Annotated in this window: 15 protein-coding genes and 2 pseudogenes; all 17 read right to left on the reverse strand. The window is 30.4% G+C overall.

What is annotated here, in order from left to right; translation table 11 throughout:
* Positions 1-53: 53 nt before the first annotated feature.
* A complete protein-coding gene (locus J2S72_RS07915; RefSeq protein WP_307495296.1) occupies positions 54-494 on the reverse strand; it encodes a hypothetical protein in 441 nt (146 codons plus the stop codon).
* 53 nt (positions 495-547) lie between these two features.
* The gene (locus J2S72_RS07920; protein WP_307495297.1) at positions 548-844 is read right to left on the reverse strand and encodes an RNA methyltransferase; all 297 of its coding nucleotides are present in this window, start codon (positions 842-844) and stop codon (positions 548-550) included.
* Positions 845-949: 105 nt separating this feature from the next.
* The gene (locus J2S72_RS07925) at positions 950-1,429 is read right to left on the reverse strand and encodes a Csac_0668 family 2Fe-2S cluster-binding (seleno)protein (RefSeq protein WP_000700631.1); all 480 of its coding nucleotides are present in this window, start codon (positions 1,427-1,429) and stop codon (positions 950-952) included.
* A gap of 398 nt (positions 1,430-1,827) precedes the next feature.
* A pseudogene (locus J2S72_RS07930) lies at positions 1,828-2,777 on the reverse strand (IS3 family transposase); the annotation flags it as partial.
* 318 nt (positions 2,778-3,095) lie between these two features.
* Entirely contained in the window at positions 3,096-3,749 is a 654-nt protein-coding gene (locus J2S72_RS07935) for a class I SAM-dependent RNA methyltransferase (protein WP_307495321.1), read from the reverse strand.
* Positions 3,750-3,974: 225 nt separating this feature from the next.
* Positions 3,975-4,637 (reverse strand): MgtC/SapB family protein, encoded by a 663-nt coding sequence (locus J2S72_RS07940; RefSeq protein ID WP_023055108.1) that lies wholly within the window; start codon positions 4,635-4,637, stop codon positions 3,975-3,977.
* Positions 4,638-4,706: 69 nt separating this feature from the next.
* Positions 4,707-6,776: a DUF262 and DUF1524 domain-containing protein gene (locus tag J2S72_RS07945; RefSeq protein WP_023055123.1), complete on the reverse strand. Its 2,070-nt coding sequence runs from the start codon at positions 6,774-6,776 to the stop codon at positions 4,707-4,709.
* A 262-nt stretch (positions 6,777-7,038) separates the two neighbouring features.
* Positions 7,039-7,770: pseudogene (locus J2S72_RS07950) on the reverse strand (recombinase family protein); the annotation flags it as partial.
* Between the two features lie 14 nt (positions 7,771-7,784).
* The gene (locus J2S72_RS07955; protein ID WP_307495307.1) at positions 7,785-7,913 is read right to left on the reverse strand and encodes a hypothetical protein; all 129 of its coding nucleotides are present in this window, start codon (positions 7,911-7,913) and stop codon (positions 7,785-7,787) included.
* A gap of 55 nt (positions 7,914-7,968) precedes the next feature.
* Entirely contained in the window at positions 7,969-8,106 is a 138-nt protein-coding gene (locus J2S72_RS07960; protein WP_023055114.1) for a hypothetical protein, read from the reverse strand.
* 309 nt (positions 8,107-8,415) lie between these two features.
* Complete coding sequence (locus tag J2S72_RS07965) at positions 8,416-10,152, reverse strand: ABC transporter ATP-binding protein (protein WP_023055135.1); 1,737 nt, start codon at positions 10,150-10,152, stop codon at positions 8,416-8,418.
* A complete protein-coding gene (locus tag J2S72_RS07970) occupies positions 10,145-11,818 on the reverse strand; it encodes an ABC transporter ATP-binding protein (protein WP_238318867.1) in 1,674 nt (557 codons plus the stop codon). The genes J2S72_RS07965 and J2S72_RS07970 overlap by 8 nt, the downstream gene beginning before the upstream one ends.
* Positions 11,733-13,328, reverse strand: a complete 1,596-nt coding sequence (locus J2S72_RS07975) for an ABC transporter ATP-binding protein (RefSeq protein ID WP_023055142.1) — start codon at positions 13,326-13,328, stop codon at positions 11,733-11,735. The genes J2S72_RS07970 and J2S72_RS07975 overlap by 86 nt, the downstream gene beginning before the upstream one ends.
* Position 13,329: 1 nt before the next feature.
* Positions 13,330-14,001, reverse strand: coding sequence for an energy-coupling factor transporter transmembrane component T (locus J2S72_RS07980; protein WP_023055105.1), 672 nt, complete (start codon positions 13,999-14,001; stop codon positions 13,330-13,332).
* A complete protein-coding gene (locus J2S72_RS07985; protein ID WP_002834820.1) occupies positions 13,998-14,588 on the reverse strand; it encodes an MptD family putative ECF transporter S component in 591 nt (196 codons plus the stop codon). Before J2S72_RS07985 ends, J2S72_RS07980 begins: the two co-directional genes overlap by 4 nt.
* 66 nt (positions 14,589-14,654) lie before the next feature.
* Positions 14,655-15,632 carry a helix-turn-helix domain-containing protein gene (locus J2S72_RS07990; RefSeq protein WP_023055141.1) on the reverse strand — a complete coding sequence of 326 codons (978 nt, stop codon included), beginning with the start codon at positions 15,630-15,632 and terminating at the stop codon, positions 14,655-14,657.
* 9 nt (positions 15,633-15,641) lie between these two features.
* Complete coding sequence (locus J2S72_RS07995) at positions 15,642-16,226, reverse strand: TetR/AcrR family transcriptional regulator (RefSeq protein WP_023055140.1); 585 nt, start codon at positions 16,224-16,226, stop codon at positions 15,642-15,644.
* Positions 16,227-16,233: the final 7 nt, after the last annotated feature.

Genomic DNA, 16,233 nt, shown 5'->3' on the forward strand with positions numbered 1-16,233 from the left:
ATTTTTTCATGCTTATTTTTATTCAGTTTTTATCAATATCAATTCTTATATTTTTAGCATTTTACCTCTTGACTTTTAATAGTTAGTCTTTCTATAATTTCCTCCATATTGAGACAATATCCCTTACTATTAAATTCTTGAAATTCCTCATTAAAATTTATTTTTGTAATTGGCATATAATTACAATTTCCACTAGCTTCTCCCGGAGATTTACCTAAAAATAAATTTTCTGAAATAAATTTAAAAAAACCCATATGCCCAGCATATGTTGTTATATTTGAGTTTTCAATATATCTAATGCTGTATTTAATATGAGGATTTTTCTTGTGATAATTTTTTATTATCATGCCTGCATATAACATTCCAAATGGTTCGATCCAATTTACTTGACTAAAATCAAAACACATCTCATCTGCATAACTAATATCATTTAAATCAACAGCTAATTCTATCATTTTTTCCTTTGTGATGTCAGGGAATAATAATTCACTCATTTTAAACTCCTATTATCTTATTGATACGTAATATCATTTTTTATTTACATATTCTAAATCATCCCAAACCATACCAAAGCATCGTCAATAGCCTCTTCCTTCTCTAGTGGACATTGAGGTACAACTCGCTCATCTTTATCTTTCTTACTTACATTGTAATTTTCTCTCTCTATTAAGCCATGTTTTCTCTTTATCTGTGCTATATATAGATTTGAAACTTTAAAACCATATTTTTCTAGAACATATTTATGAATTTCCTTATAGCTAGCATTTTTTGAAAACTCAATTTCTGATAATTCTTCTTCTCCAATTTCAACCTTAATATGTCCGTCGACGTCTAGTTTGGACAATAGAGCTATCGTCTCAACCCCTATGGTTATGGGGAACATATCCACGCTCGTAGATGGAAACATATCAAAGATTGGCTCTTGTTTGTAGGAACATATCGACTGTAATTATTTCATTTTCAAGCCTTTATCGATAGCTTCCTGAATAATCTTATGACAACAAACTCCCAACGGATTGTTTTCTTTACAATTAGAATTTTTCATTGCCCCAGTGATGGCATTTACTTCTTTTACGGATTTCGCGCCATGCTTTACAACTGCTTCAATTACCTGATTTTCTGTGACTTCGCTACAATAACAAGCATACTTAGGATCTGCATCTTTCTTAAACCAGATAGGAACTCTAACTTGGTCTTTCAAGAATTTTATTTCATTATCTAAGTTATAGTAAACAACGTCGCAGTCCTCGTTCATGCAAATCTTATATTGATCTCCGTTAACAGCATTACGATAATCATCTACCACTAGATGTTCAACAGTTACTTTACTAACGGAAATCCCTTCATTATTACATACAGGACAATTGTCTTTAATTTGATCCGGCTTTTCTGTTTTGCATCCACAACAACATTCATTATTAATCTTCATATTCTTAGCCTCCATATTTTCATTATAATTTCTTTTTTAAACTAGGTAAAACCAATTTCATATACTTGTCATTTATTAATAGCGTCAAACATTTTAGCTGGTGTTAATTTACTTAGCTCCCTGTTGTCAGCCAACGCACGTGTAGCTTTTTTGTGTATAAACACATCAGCGTCATGTTACCCATTGCTCGGCATTCTTCTAATGAACCCAAATACATGGAATGGCAACCCTTTTTTAGACAATTTATAACCGAACATTATCAAGCTTGAAAGTTTCTTTAGATTATAAAATATATTCTCAGACAATCAAGGGTAAAGGCTTCGCCCAAATTTCGTTGAAATTTGCCCTTGACAGTCTGTTCATATATTTTATTTAATTTATGAAACTTCCAGAGCTTTTTATTCTGCTTTTCTATATTCTACTGGTGTTTTATATCCTAAAGATCCATGAATTCTTAGGTTATTATACCAATATACGTATTCTGCTAATTTTAGATTAAGTTCTTGGAAATTAGTAAAGTTCTCCTGATATATGAATTCTGTCTTCATTACTTTATTGACTGCTTCGCTTACTGCGTTATCATATGGGCTTCCTTTTTTACTTAGCGATCTTTTTATCCCAAATACCTTTAATATTTCTTCTATTTTTATATTTTTAAATTCTCTTCCTCTGTCTGTGTGAAATATTTTTATACGATTTAGTGGCTGCCTTATTGAGTAAAATGCTTCTGCTACTAGATTTGCATCTTTGTTTTTAACTGATGAGTATCCTATTATTTCACGGCTGTTTAAGTCTATTATTAAACATATATAATTCCATGTTTTTCCTACTCTTACATATGTTAGGTCGCTTACTATTGCTTCTAAATAGTCTCTATTGTCAAATTATCTATTTAAAAGGTTAGGGATGTCTTCTTCGTTGCATTTGGATCTTATTACTTTATATTGTGCTACTGTATAGTTTGAGACTAGGCCATTTTTCTTCATTATTCGGCCTATTTTTCTTCTCGATATTTTATATCCAATTTTCCCTAGTTTTTTTTTTATTTTGCGTGTTCCATAGTTGTTTCTACTTCTTCTGAATATTTCTTTTATTTCTTCTATTAGTTTTTCATCTTCATCTAATTTCACATCTTTTTCTTTGTTCAAATGATAATAGACTAAACTTCTTGTGACCCCAAGTAGTCTACACATTGCACTAATGCTATATTTATCTCGGTTCGAGATAATGAGGTCTATTTTTTGCCTAACAGTAGTGCAGCTTGCTTTAAAATATCATTCTCCATTTCAACCTGTTTCAATTTTTTACGAAGTCTGATTATCTCTTTTTGTTTCGCATCCACATTATCAAAATGGTTACTCTAAGCAGCACACCAACTATTTATTTTTTGAGTTTTAAACTTTGGTAGAAGTCTTGAACTCTTTATATTTACATAACTATTTGCCTCTATCACTATTATGACACGAAACCCTGCACAATGATCTAAAATTTTCAATTCTAACAAGTCTTTTTCAGTATTTTTAACTTCATAAAAACCTCTTTGGCAATAATGCCTAATTCTTCTTTAGTTGTTAAAATTTTTTATTTTACCATCATCGTTCCCCTGATTTTCAATTAATCTTCTTAGGTTATATAAGAAGTACATATCTTTTTAATCTTAAAGTTTTTAAGTCTTAATTTTAAAATTTTCAATCTTAGATATTTTTTTAATCATTCCAAAATACTCTAAAGCATCTTCGATTGCTTTTCCTTTTTCTTCTGGACAATTTGGTACTCTTTGATTTTCTTTCTTGCTAATATTGTAGTTTTCTCTTTCTATTAGACCATACTTCCTTTTTACTTGTGCAATATATAGGCTTGAAACTTTTAACCCATATCTATCTAATACAAACTTTTTAATTTCTCCGTACGTTGCATCTTTTGAAAAGTCAATTTCAGATAATTCATCTTCACCTATTTCTATATCTAAATGATTCTCTGTGTTTAGTTTGGACAATAAAGCTACCGTCTCCACATGGCTTGAGTGGGCAAACATGTCTATGGGCATTACTTTTTCTACTTTATATTTTTCTTTTAATATTTTTAAATCTCTTGCTTGGGTTGATGGGTTACATGATATATAGCCTATTTTTTCTGGTTCAAGTTTTAAGAGCCTTTCTAAGACTGTTTTTTCTACTCCGCTTCTTGGCGGGTCAAGTATGACTTTGTTATAGACTTTTTCTTCTGTTAGTTTGTCTATTATGTTTTCTACTTTTCCTGATATGAATCTTGCGTTTTTTATTTGATTTTCTTCGGCGTTTTTTCTTGCTTTTTCTATTATACAATCTTCTTTATAGTGCGTAAATCAGAAAAAACAGCTCGCTTGAAGCTGCGTTTTAGTAAGTACTTGTTTTAAAGTTATACTTAATCATTAAATGATACTTCCCCATCCCTCAATAAATCCAAAATGTTTTAAATCTACTGAAGGTATTTTCCAAATAAAAAAATGGCTTCCAAGATCATAAGACCTAAAAGCCGGCTATTTTTATTTACTTTATTAATCATTTTAACCACTTAATTTAACGGATTTTAAACTAAGTTCTGATTTTAGATTTTTGAAAAACTCACCAATATTATAACTTTTATGAAAAGATAAGCTCACTTCAATCATTGATTTATCATCCATGTCCTCGTCAATTATTTCTATTTTCCTCACTTCTATATCTTCACTTGAAGTAAATTCTATAAACTTATCCTGATCGAAGTTAACAGTATCAAATATCATAGTATAAGACTTAGTCACTCTGTTATTAAATAAGTCACCAACCCACTTAAGAGATATCAAAGTTAATAGACAGATTGCAGTTGCAATGATTGCTCCTTCATAGTAACCGATTCCCACTGCAAGTCCAATCGCTGCAGATAACCATAGAGTTGCAGCTGTGGTAAGACCTGAAACCTTATCCTTTTTTTGAAGTATAGTTCCGGCACCTAAAAAACCGATTCCGCTTATAACTTGGCCTGCAATTCTTGCCGTGTCTCTCGCCCTGTCAGAAGAGATCGCGCCAATGCCGTCTATGCCTATCAGCATAATCAAGCACGCTCCAACACTTACAATAATGTGAGTTCTAAAGCCGGCTGCTCTGTTTTTAATTTCTCTTTCTATTCCAATAATCGCCCCTAAAAAGGCAGCCAAAAATATTCTAACAGTCACCAACAGTATATGCATAATCTATTTCCTTTCTAATATATCTTCTATCTTATCTTGTTATATTTAGTATCGACTTTTCTTTAATAATCATAATTCTGCCTGTGCGTCAAAGGATTGTTTTACAATTTCCATGATTTGGTCTAATTCATCCTGATGCTTCATAGATACTTCCACATCGCCATTTCCCCAACGCGCTATGCCGGTAATATCTTTGCAAATACCGTTAGGATCGATAATATCTGAAAACTTCATATTAATCGAAAGACGCAATCTATATTTCTTGGGAACAATATCTACAAAATTAGTATCAAGTTTATATGCAATGTACAGCTTTTTATATTCCTTTTTTACCGCCGGAGATAAATTCATAATTCGCTTATCCAAAGATTCATATAATGTTCTTGTAAAATCATTCATATAATATGTTTCCAAAGAATACTTCGTGGTTGTTTTTTCTTCTACTTGAAACTTTGCAAGTTCTTCAGCCGTTAAAGTTGGATATGGCCAAATAGATTCCGCTTTCTTCGCCAATTCCTTTGCTCTCTCTATTATACGTTCTTCATTCCATTCATTTTGTAAAACCACATATTTATTAAGTCTAAGTGCACTTTCTTTGAATCCTCCGGGCATATCCATCTTTTCCAAAAAATGCCTGTCACTCATCTCAGAATTATATGCAGTCAACGTAAGATTACCGATTGTATGTAAATACTTTTTCTGAACCTCATGCCAATCAGCACCAAGATCAGCTTGCCACTCTAAAGATAGATTTTTATTCTGCGGCATAATATGCTCAATTGTGTAATTCTCTATTATAATCGGAGCTTTATTTTCAAAGTTTTCTAAACTACTAAGAATATAATTTCTAGTACGCATGTTATAGATATCACGACTGACAAATGCGACTTCAAATTTATCGTTATCCGGGAATTCTTTGTATGTTTCTTGCATCAAGAAGAATGCCTTAACTGAATTCAAATAATCATTTGGTTTGATATAATTCTTTATCGTTGCAAATGTTTTGTTCAGTGAGTTAGTAGGAATCTCACAAATTGAACGTCTTAATACATAGCTAATGCAAAGCTTTAGAATTTCCTTGAGCTCCTCTAATGTAATTAACCCCTCATCGCAGTCACGATGAATTTTAAGTAAGAATGGATAAGATACTTCCATTTTTAAATCAATAATATCCTCATATAATTTCTTTAAACCCGTGTCGGAATTACGCTCGAATACAATATTTGTATAATATTTTGCATACTCCAACAAATCTTGACACAGTTCTCTTATAGTTCCGAACTCACAATTCAAATGATACAACTTGAACTCTTCATATACGCGTCCCTGCTTTGGAATACGAGATAATTTCATAGTTAGGTAGTGGCGGAAGAAAGCATCCATTACTGTTCCCTGAGTTTCATAGACAAACAATTGTTCCATAGGTCGCCACAAATGTTCATACACATAGGTTTGCTCTGAAGGTTCCAATCCCATCAATATGTAATTACGAATCAAATCAGATTCAGAAAGTTCCTTGCCGGTAGAATTCAAGCTTTCAAAAATTGCCTGTGCATCATCAACAGCTCGATCTAATGTGATATTAACAATTTGTAATTTTCCAATTGACTCATATACCTCAGAAGGCTGAATTTCTTTACCGCCAATCTTATTGCAAAAAAAATTATAATTTTCAATCAGTCTTGATCTGGTGCCTTCCCTAATCGGCTTTTTTTCAATAAGGCTTATGAGAATATCTCTATCTGTTTCAGTTAGTAGCAGCTTATATCTTTCATCACCATATTCATACTCATTTTTTAAAAGCATATTATCTATGCGACGAGCATTTATTGTTTTATCATCAGGATTCTTTATTGCATAATCGCGAAGAGCCAAAAGAAGTAATGTTAAAGTAGTCATTCTCTGTTGACCGTCAATGATCATAAACTTTTGAACACCTGTCGGCATTGCCTGCTCCGCAATGTTTACAATAGAACCGACAAAATGACCGACCTTGCCTTGTTTCTGCATTTCTACAATATCATTCCAAAGCCTTCTACACTGATCAATATCCCAGCTATAAAATCTCTGATAAACCGGAATCAAGAACTGCTTATTTCCATTTAATATCTCATAGATATTTCCTTTATGTGCGTCCATACCGTTCCTCCATTATTTCCTTTCTTCTATTGTCATATGTTTCCCATCTATCAAATTATTATTTCTCCGTAAAGAACATAAACTATTTTCCTAATCTCTTATATTTTAACACTTTTAGGAACTATATCCCACCTATCCTAATAATATAAAGTGGATATATATTAGATATGTTTCGCAATGTATTTCCCAAATAAAAAAAGGCTTAAAAGATTATAAGACCTTGAAAGCCTTTTTTTATTTTCTTGACAACAATGCTATGCTCTCAACATGCGTTGTCTTTTCCTTGGGAACATAATTTTTTATCCTCGTCATTCTTGTAGGAGCACAATTTATTAATGTCATTGTCTTTGGCATTTTTTCTTTTATCTTTAAAGTTATTAGAATTTTGACTATCTTTAACTCCTGTTTTGAAATAGAATGTCAGGTCATATGGATGAACTGTTCCTTCTTTGTCAATTCTACCCACCACGACTTTATCGACTATGCTTTCAAATACTGTCCTGTTAAATTCCTCTATAATTTCTTTGTTTTCTAAGACCTTTTTAAATTGCTTTAGTCTTTCTTTAATAGAGTTTTCATCTTTTATTGTTAGTTCCAGTGTTTTCTTTTCATCAAGTAATTCTTCTTTTTGTTTTGTAAGTTTTTTATACTTTTTAGCATAAACTTCTTCGTCTATACTATCTTCTAAATGAAGAGCAACTAACTTTCTTTCTTGACTAATGATTCTGTTTAATTGGTTTTCTAACTTTTTCAAATCTTTGACTAAAGTATTATCATTTATTTCTTCTTCTACAATTTTTAAAAAGTCATCTATTACTGTTGAATCTGCATGGCATAATTGCCTATAGCTTTCAACAAAAGCTTTTTCTATTGCTGCTTCTTGTATTCCTTTTGAATGAGGGCAATATTTTTTACCTTTTTTTGTTGACCTTACACATTGCCAGTTAATTTTTTTGTAAATTGAACTTGTGTGCCAAGTTCTTCTTGAAAGTATCTATATTTTCTTCTTCAAATACTACACCAACATTGTTTTCTTTCTCTACAATATGCTGCAACACGTTTTAAATCTAAATGTAGTGAATTTCTATTTCTTGCTCCTGTATTTGAAGCTTTTATTAATTTTACTTTAGTATTCATTTTACCTCCTTCCCATTTTGTATCTTTCTACAGTGTTATTATATCACAAGGTTAACTACTTTCTATCCATCTTCTTATAATCATTTTCTATTCTATTTTTTATTTTTGTATATTCCTTATCATTAATTAATTTAAGATCATAAAGTCTACATAACATAGCAAGTCTTATACTATAAATCTTTATTGCTTGCATTTTAACCTTCTATGTAAATTGATTTTTTACCTCTGTAAGTGAAGTAAATTTAAAAAATTCTAATCTCACCTAAGCAATTTCAAAAATATTCACACTTCAAAGTATTTGGATTTGTATAGAAAGATGACAAAATACCCCTCACTTTATAAAGTGAAATTTGCCCTCTTTGGTAACCAAAACTTTTATTTTTTTTATAGTATTTTTAAGTTTCAATGATTAATTTGAATATAAAAAATGAGGACTTATGCTATTAGGCATAAATCCTCTAATCTAAATTTTCCTGTTCAAAGACTTTAATATTTCTTCCTATCAATTATTTAATTTCCATGATTCCGCCTTAGCTTTTGCATTTATAAGGTCAGAATAAAGTCCATTATTTTTAATCAGTTCTTCATGATTTCCACATTCTACTATTTCTCCATCTTTTAAGACTAAAATCTGGTCAGCATTTCTTATTGTCTTTAGTCTATGGGCAATCATTATTACTGTCTTATTTTTTGTTAATGATTCTATTGCTTCTTTAAGCTTATCTTCATTTTCTGGGTCTATATTTGCAGTGGCTTCATCAAAGATTATGATGTCTGCATCTTTTAGCATAGCTCTTGCAATTGAGATTCTTTGTTTTTCTCCACCTGATAGACTTGCTCCACCTTCTCCGATAATAGTATTATATCCTTCTGGTAAAGCTTCTATAAATTCATGACATCTTGCTTTTTTTGCAGCTTGAACTACTTCTTCATGGCTTGCATTTTGTTTCCCAAATTTTATATTGTTTTCAATTGTATCTTCAAATAAATAAACGTCTTGGAAGACCATGGAAATTGAATTCATAAGATTTTCTATCTTATAGTCTTTTATATTTTTCCCACCTATTAAAATTTCACCAGAATTTACATCCCAAAATCTTGCTATGAGATTACAAAATGTTGTTTTACCAGATCCAGATGGACCAACAATAGCAGTCATGGTGTTTTCTTTTATCTCTGCTGATACATTTTTTAAAATTGGTCTATCATCATAAGAGAAAGAAACATTTTTAAAGACTATATCATGATTTTTTATAGGCTCTGTAATACTTCCTTCTTTCATATCAGGCATTGAGTCTATAAAACCAACTGAATCTATAGCATTTTCGCAAGCTCTTAGGATAGCCATGTTTGATCCTGCCCCGATTAAGCCTTCAAAGATAATAAATGATGCCATAATCATAAGAATTGTTTCAGCAAGTGGAAGTTCACCAGATAAATTTAATTTTAATGATACATAGACCATAGCTACTGTTGTTATTCCCATTACAATTCTTTGGATAACTGTGTAAGGTGCTACAGATATTTCTAAATCTAAAAGTATATTTGATGTATCTTTTATAGACTTTCTTAAAGCCCTGTTATTTTCTCCACCAAGATTATAGGATTTTATAACCTGCATTCCTTGTAAAGTTGCTAATACTTCTTTTGTAAGTCTTGTTTGTGTTTCTGTCATTTTGTCTGCATTAGCTGATGATTTTTTCTCCATCATTGATGTAACGATGAAAAATACTACCACACCTGCTACAGCAACCAGTCCTACCTTTACGTTAAAAATTAAAGTTCCAAGGACAAAGACAAAAGTATTTAAAACTCCACCCAGTACAAGAACCAAAAGCATAGGCACCCACATTTCTGCTTGGGAAAGTGAAGATGTAGCAATAGTAGTTAATCTTCCTAGTGAAAAGCTTGAAAAGAAACCCATAGGAACTCTTTTTATTTTTTCTCCTATTTCTATTCTCTTGTGAGCTGCCATAAAATATCCAGCGTGAGTTTGTGCCATTTGAGATGATTTTTGTGTCATTATCTTTCCAACAAGGGATATAACTAATATTCCAAGACAAACAAAGATTGCCTTATAGTCTAAAGTTTTAGAAAATATATTTACTAGCATATAGTAAATTGCACCAAACTCAAGGGCATTAAATACTGCGTGCAAAAATCCAGCGAGAATAGATTTCTTAATATATACCTGTTCCTCTTTTGAAAAATTCCATATCTTTTTAAACACATTAAGCATTTTCATCACCCCTTAAATTTGCAGCATACATTTCCTTATAAAGTTCTGATGACTTTAATAGTTCTTCATGAGTACCATAAGAATTTAATTTGCCATCTTTAATAACAAATATCCTATCTGCATCAACAATTGTCTTTAACCTATGAGCGATTATGATTAAAGTTTTACCCTTAACTAGATTTGCCAAGGCGTTTTGTATGAGAGCTTCATTTTCAGGATCTATATAAGAAGTTGCTTCATCTAAAATTACGATTGGTGCATTCTTTAGCATGGCACGAGCAATAGATATTCTTTGTCTTTCTCCTCCAGATAGATGACCTCCACCTTCGCCAACTCTTGTATCATAACCATTAGATAGATTCATAATAAAATCATGGCAGGCAGATTTTTTACATACATCTATAATTTCTTCGTCAGAGGCATTCTTATTTCCAAGCCTAATATTTTCCTTTATAGTCATATCAAAGAGGAAATTGTCTTGGGATACAAAAGAAATAAGTGAAGATAATTTTTCAAGGGATAAGTCTTTCGTTTCAACATTTCCTATCTTTATAGTTCCATTATCTATATTCCAAAAACCAGCAATAAGTTTTGCTATTGTGGACTTACCTGACCCAGAAGGACCAACGAGGGCTGAAACAGAAGATTCTTTTATTTCCATAGAAAGATTATCTATAACCTTATTTTTTCCATCGTAAGAAAAGTCTACGTCTTGAAGTTCTATATTATAGGATTCTATTTTTTCTCCCTTGTCAATATTTTCTAACTCTCTTGAATCTAAAATTTTTCCTATTTCAGAAGTTATAGTTGATATTCTTGACACATCGTCCATATAGTTCATGATTTTTAAAATACTAGAAACTGTAGCAAAGGATAAGACGATTAAGGTAATTAAATTTCCTAAATCAATACTTCCCTTTATATAAAATAAAATCCCAAAGGGTATGATGGTAATAATTCCCATAGGAGAAAGTAATCTACCTATGGCAACCCTATTCATAGATTCACCCATCCAGTTATAATAAAAGCTTGCATTGTCATAAACTGCATCAGCGTATTTTTTATAAGATGATTCGCTTTGATTAAAGGTCTTTATTACTTCTATCCCATTTATATACTCAACAATAGAATTATTCATGTGTTGACCAATGGCAACTGACTTTCCAAACATTTCCTTATAATGAGCATTCATTACAGACATCATGGTAGCCATTCCTATCACAAATGGAATTAGTGATAGCAAGGTCAATCGCCAATCTAAGGTAAACATATAAATAAATAATAGAACAGGTCCTACTAAATTTGCCGTAAATTCTGGCAATAGGTGGGCAAGAGAAGTTTCCATAGAATCAACTTGCTCAACTATAATATTTTTTAATTCTCCAGATGATCTTGATAATACATCTCCCAATGGCATCTTAAATAATTTTTTTGAAATATCATTTCTAATTTCTCCTAATGAATTAAAGGTTGCCGTATGGGAAATACTTGTTGATATTCCTGCTGCCACTTCTTTAATAACAAATGTTATTAAAATATTTATGCATAGTGGAGTATATAAACTCATATCATTTGCACCATTAATTAAGTTTACAACGATTTTTGCCATGTATATATAAGAAAAAAGCCCAGCCACTACTCCAATTATTGCCAGTAAGATTGACATAAAATATGAGCCTTTTCTCTTTTTTACATATTGTTTTATTAGATCCATCAAATCCCCTCCTAAATATTAAATTTTTTCCCATTAATATAGCTAATATTTTTTCTTTATCCTCTTTTGTAGAAAATTCCTCAAAAGAGTATCCGTCTAAATAAAGAATTTTATTGCAGGAATTACACAAAAATTCATAATCATGGGAAATTATAAGTATAATTTTTTCTTTTTCTTGTAATTTCTTCATTCTTTCTGAAATAATTTGCATATTATGTCCATCTAAACCACTTGTTGGCTCATCAAATAAATAAACATCTCTTTCTAAAAGTTCTGCTGAAGCGATAGTTAATCTTTGTTTTTGTCCGCCTGACATGATTTGTGGATGGATGTCTTTTATATTTTCTAAGTTAAAATCAGCTAATATTTTATCTGTATCTGCATCTTTATTATTTAGTTTTAACTCGTCTTCTGCTGAAACTTCAAAAAGATTACTATCAGGATTATTTGACAGGTAGTATATTCTTTTTTGCCTATTTCTTTTGTTTAATTTTTCTCCATTTATAGATATAAAACCACTATCTTTTTTCATAAGTCCACTTAAAATTTTAAACAGAGTAGATTTGCCTATGCCATTATCCCCAATAATTCCATAAATATTTCCACTTTTAAATTCGTAGGTCAAATCTTTTATAAGGACATTCTTATTATAGGAAAAAGAAATTTTTTCTAAGTTCATAGAATTTATCTCTTTTAACTTATTTATTTTAGGAGATATTTTATTTAAAGAAAAGAATCTTAATCCTAACTTATTGAAAAAATCTTCACTTTTTGATAATAGTTCTTCCTCTGTAAAAACATTGCTAATTTCTCCATTTTCAAGATAATAATATTTATCCACTATTCCTCTAAGGTAGTATAGCCTATGCTCTGAAATGATTATTGTCTTTTTATTTTTCTTTAATAAAAGCATAAGTTTTCTTAAAGCTTCTACACTTTTCATATCTAGGTTAGCAGACGGTTCATCAAAAACATAAATAGGTGGATTAAGTGCATTTATTGAAGCAATTGCTATTTTTTGTCTTTCTCCACTTGAAAGATGAAATAAGTTTTTATCTTTTAAATTTTCTCCATTAATAGATTTTAAGGAATTGTTGATTATTTTATCTATTTTTTCTCTTTCTATCCCATAATTTTCAAGCCCAAAGGCAATTTCATCTTCTACATTTTCTGCAAAAAATTGACTCTTGGGATTTTGAAAAATAGATCCTACTTTCCTTCCTATTTCATATAATTCTTTTTCCAGGGGATTTATTCCATCTATGGAAATTTCTCCCTTTAATTTCCCTCCATAGAATTTATAAGCAAGACCATTTATAAGTCTTGTAAGGGTAGTTTTACCACAACCACTCGCCCCTATAAAGGCAACACATTTCCCATCATTAATTTCCAAATTAATATTTTTTAAGATGTTTGCTGAATCTTTACTGTAGGCAAAGCTTACATTTTTTAACTTGATCATCTTAATAACTCCTCTCCAGGAAAATCATGCTCATTGTGATAAAGATGGTGATTAAACAAACAATAACATCAAGATTTCTAAATTTTATTTTTCTTCTTGAGCTATGTTTTCCAGATGCAGAAATTCCTCTTACTTCCGATGCGGCGGCAAGTTCTTCAGCTATTTTTGAAGATGAAAACATCATAGGAACAAATAAATATTCCATCGTTAAAAATGGTTTTTTAATAGAAATTAATCCCCTTAATCTCAACGAGTCGATAATTTCTTTAAACTCACTTTTAACTACTGGGAAAAATCTCATCATGAAAATAAGTGGCAAAGCAACATTTCTATGAATTTTCATTTTTTTCATTATTGCCATTATCTCTCCTGGAGGTGTTTTTAAAATTGGTATTACTGATAGAACTATAACTAATGTTCTTATAACCATAAACAGAAACATATCGGGAATCAAAATGCCAAAACCTTCTCCATTTGAGACAAATCTCAAAAAACTTAAAACACCCATTGCAATAATTAGTTTTATAGTAGATTTGCTATATCCTTGCAGTGATACATAAATAACTAGAATGGTGGCTAATAAAAAAAGTACAGTATCTTTGGACAATACTGAAACCAAAAATACTGTACTTAAAAATACTACTAATTTGGAACGTAAGTCCAAATGCATCATTTTATTATTCCTGTCTTTTTAAAATGCTTTTCTGTCATCTTATTTCCTAAATAGCAACCAATAATTGCCGCCACAATAGTACATGCTAAAGAAATAAGAATCCATTTAGGATTTGTATAATACTGAGTTTGTATTTGAACTTGTTCTGGAGATACGCCAGACTTAATGAAGGCATCTTTAAAAAACCATATTTCGCTCATACCATGAGCCGCTCTAGTTAATGATGTAATTATCCAAGCAATAGTAATTCTTTTTATATTCCTATAGCTATCTGTACCAAGCATAGATAACTCTGCAATTATCCCGCCACCTACAAACCATGGAATCATAAAAGGACCCATAAAGACAGTTGCTAATATAGCTTGTATAATATTATAAATTAGTGCAACGCCAGGTTTGCCTACTTTCATAGCCATATAAACAAAAAATGGTCCTAAAATTAGTGCAGTAAACACAGCATTAAAAATCATATTGAAAAATAATGATGCCCCTGTAATCATTGAAAAAGCAATGAATACAACAATCATGATTGCAGAAAAGATTCCTATGGTTGCTAAATCCTTTATAGTTAATTTTTTACTTTCCATAATTCAACCTCCTTAGTTGATAGCTGTTATCATTCTATAATAGACTAAGCTTATTTTCTTGACTATTTAGACTAAATGTGCTGTTTTAGATATTTTTCTATATTCTGAAGGAGTGAGATTAAACTTATTTTTAAAAGTATTTGAAAATTTAGCATGATCTGTGAAACCTACCCTAATAGCAATTTCCGTAATTGAAATTGATGTATTATTCAAAAAATCAGCTGCTACCTCCAATCTTTTACTTGTTATCGCTTCCTTAATTGTTTGCCCAAAAACACTCTTATAGCAAGATTTCATTGTGGTAGAATTTATCTTAAAGATTTCTGATAGTTTATCATAAGTTATATTTTTTTCGTAATTATTCTTTATAAATTCATCTATTTTCTTTACAATATCAACATTTGTCTTAATAAAATATTTCCTATCGCTTATCTTGTTACTGGTATCAAAGCTTGAAATATATAGGAAAAGTTCTTGAAATTTTACCCTTAGATATTCAATTAGAATTTCATCTGGAACTTTATAAACTTCATAAAAAATATGTTCAATATGCCGAGTAGCTCTTTGTACAAAAACTTTGTCCTTATTGCATAATTTTCTTAAAACAACTTCAAATTTAATCCCTAACATTTCCTCTAAAAAATATATTTCGCTATCAAATTCATTTGGATTAATATAAAAAGTCACACCATGATAATGAGATATAGGAAAAAAAGATTCCTCAGAGCTGTTACTACTTGCATTGATTGCAAAATCTCCCGATTCCATATAAGTAATAGTTCCATCGCTTAATACGCATTCAAATCTTCCTTCTCTACAATGATTAATCTCGTAGCTTTGATTTAAATTTTTTGATAATTTTTTCTTTATGACGGAAGTGTGTATATCATTATAAAAAACTGTTACCCCTTTGAAAATTTCGTACTTTGAAACTATATATTTTCCATTTTCCAAATTATGAAATTCGCAAATTCTCCCTTTAGAATTTTCTATTATTTTTTCTAAATTTCTTCCATAAAGATGACACATTAACTCCTTACCCATAAAAATCTCCTAATTAATGAGTTTTTCTCTCAAATAACCTTCCAACATCTTTTTGATTGTTTCTTTATTTTCAATAAAAATTTCTTTTTGATTTAAACTTTCATATCCTAAAATCAAAGTATTTACAAAGGTCACTAAAAACTCATCTTCAAAAATAGATGAGAGCTTATCGTTTGGAGGAAATGCAGACGATAAAATTTCTGTGTTTGTTTCTTTTAAATTTTTAAACATTTCACACAATCTTTTATCTTCATTTTGTAGTTTCAAAAAAATTGCATATATGCTTTTAAATTCATTTTCATCATAAATTCTTTCCATCATCATCTCAGCAATTGCGTCTAAAGTCGTTAACTTACATGTGTCGATAGTTTTGCTTTTTTCTCCTCTATATTTGATACCTAATTTCATAAAATCATAAATCATTTCGTAGGTTGAACCATAATGATAGTAAACACCACCTTTACTTAAACTTACTTTTTCTATAACATCTTCCATAGTTGTATTTTGGAAACCCTTTTCTAAGAAACATTTTTTTGCCGCTTCCAGAATTTCTAACTTCCTTTTTTCTCCAACTTTCAATTTTTTATCATTCAAAACTTTA

It is taken from the genome of Peptoniphilus koenoeneniae (genome assembly GCF_030812875.1).
Taxonomy (GTDB): domain Bacteria; phylum Bacillota; class Clostridia; order Tissierellales; family Peptoniphilaceae; genus Peptoniphilus_B; species Peptoniphilus_B koenoeneniae.

Coding starts and splice junctions, on each gene's coding strand:
- J2S72_RS07915 (WP_307495296.1), bottom strand. CDS start 494: ATGAGTGAATTATTATTCCCTGACATCACAAAGGAAAAAATGATAGAA.
- J2S72_RS07925 (WP_000700631.1), bottom strand. CDS start 1,429: ATGAAGATTAATAATGAATGTTGTTGTGGATGCAAAACAGAAAAGCCG.
- J2S72_RS07940 (WP_023055108.1), bottom strand. CDS start 4,637: ATGCATATACTGTTGGTGACTGTTAGAATATTTTTGGCTGCCTTTTTA.
- J2S72_RS07945 (WP_023055123.1), bottom strand. CDS start 6,776: ATGGACGCACATAAAGGAAATATCTATGAGATATTAAATGGAAATAAG.
- J2S72_RS07955 (WP_307495307.1), bottom strand. CDS start 7,913: ATGAATACTAAAGTAAAATTAATAAAAGCTTCAAATACAGGAGCAAGA.
- J2S72_RS07960 (WP_023055114.1), bottom strand. CDS start 8,106: ATGCAAGCAATAAAGATTTATAGTATAAGACTTGCTATGTTATGTAGA.
- J2S72_RS07965 (WP_023055135.1), bottom strand. CDS start 10,152: ATGCTTAATGTGTTTAAAAAGATATGGAATTTTTCAAAAGAGGAACAG.
- J2S72_RS07970 (WP_238318867.1), bottom strand. CDS start 11,818: ATGTCAATCTTACTGGCAATAATTGGAGTAGTGGCTGGGCTTTTTTCT.
- J2S72_RS07975 (WP_023055142.1), bottom strand. CDS start 13,328: ATGATCAAGTTAAAAAATGTAAGCTTTGCCTACAGTAAAGATTCAGCA.
- J2S72_RS07980 (WP_023055105.1), bottom strand. CDS start 14,001: ATGATGCATTTGGACTTACGTTCCAAATTAGTAGTATTTTTAAGTACA.
- J2S72_RS07985 (WP_002834820.1), bottom strand. CDS start 14,588: ATGGAAAGTAAAAAATTAACTATAAAGGATTTAGCAACCATAGGAATC.
- J2S72_RS07990 (WP_023055141.1), bottom strand. CDS start 15,632: ATGGGTAAGGAGTTAATGTGTCATCTTTATGGAAGAAATTTAGAAAAA.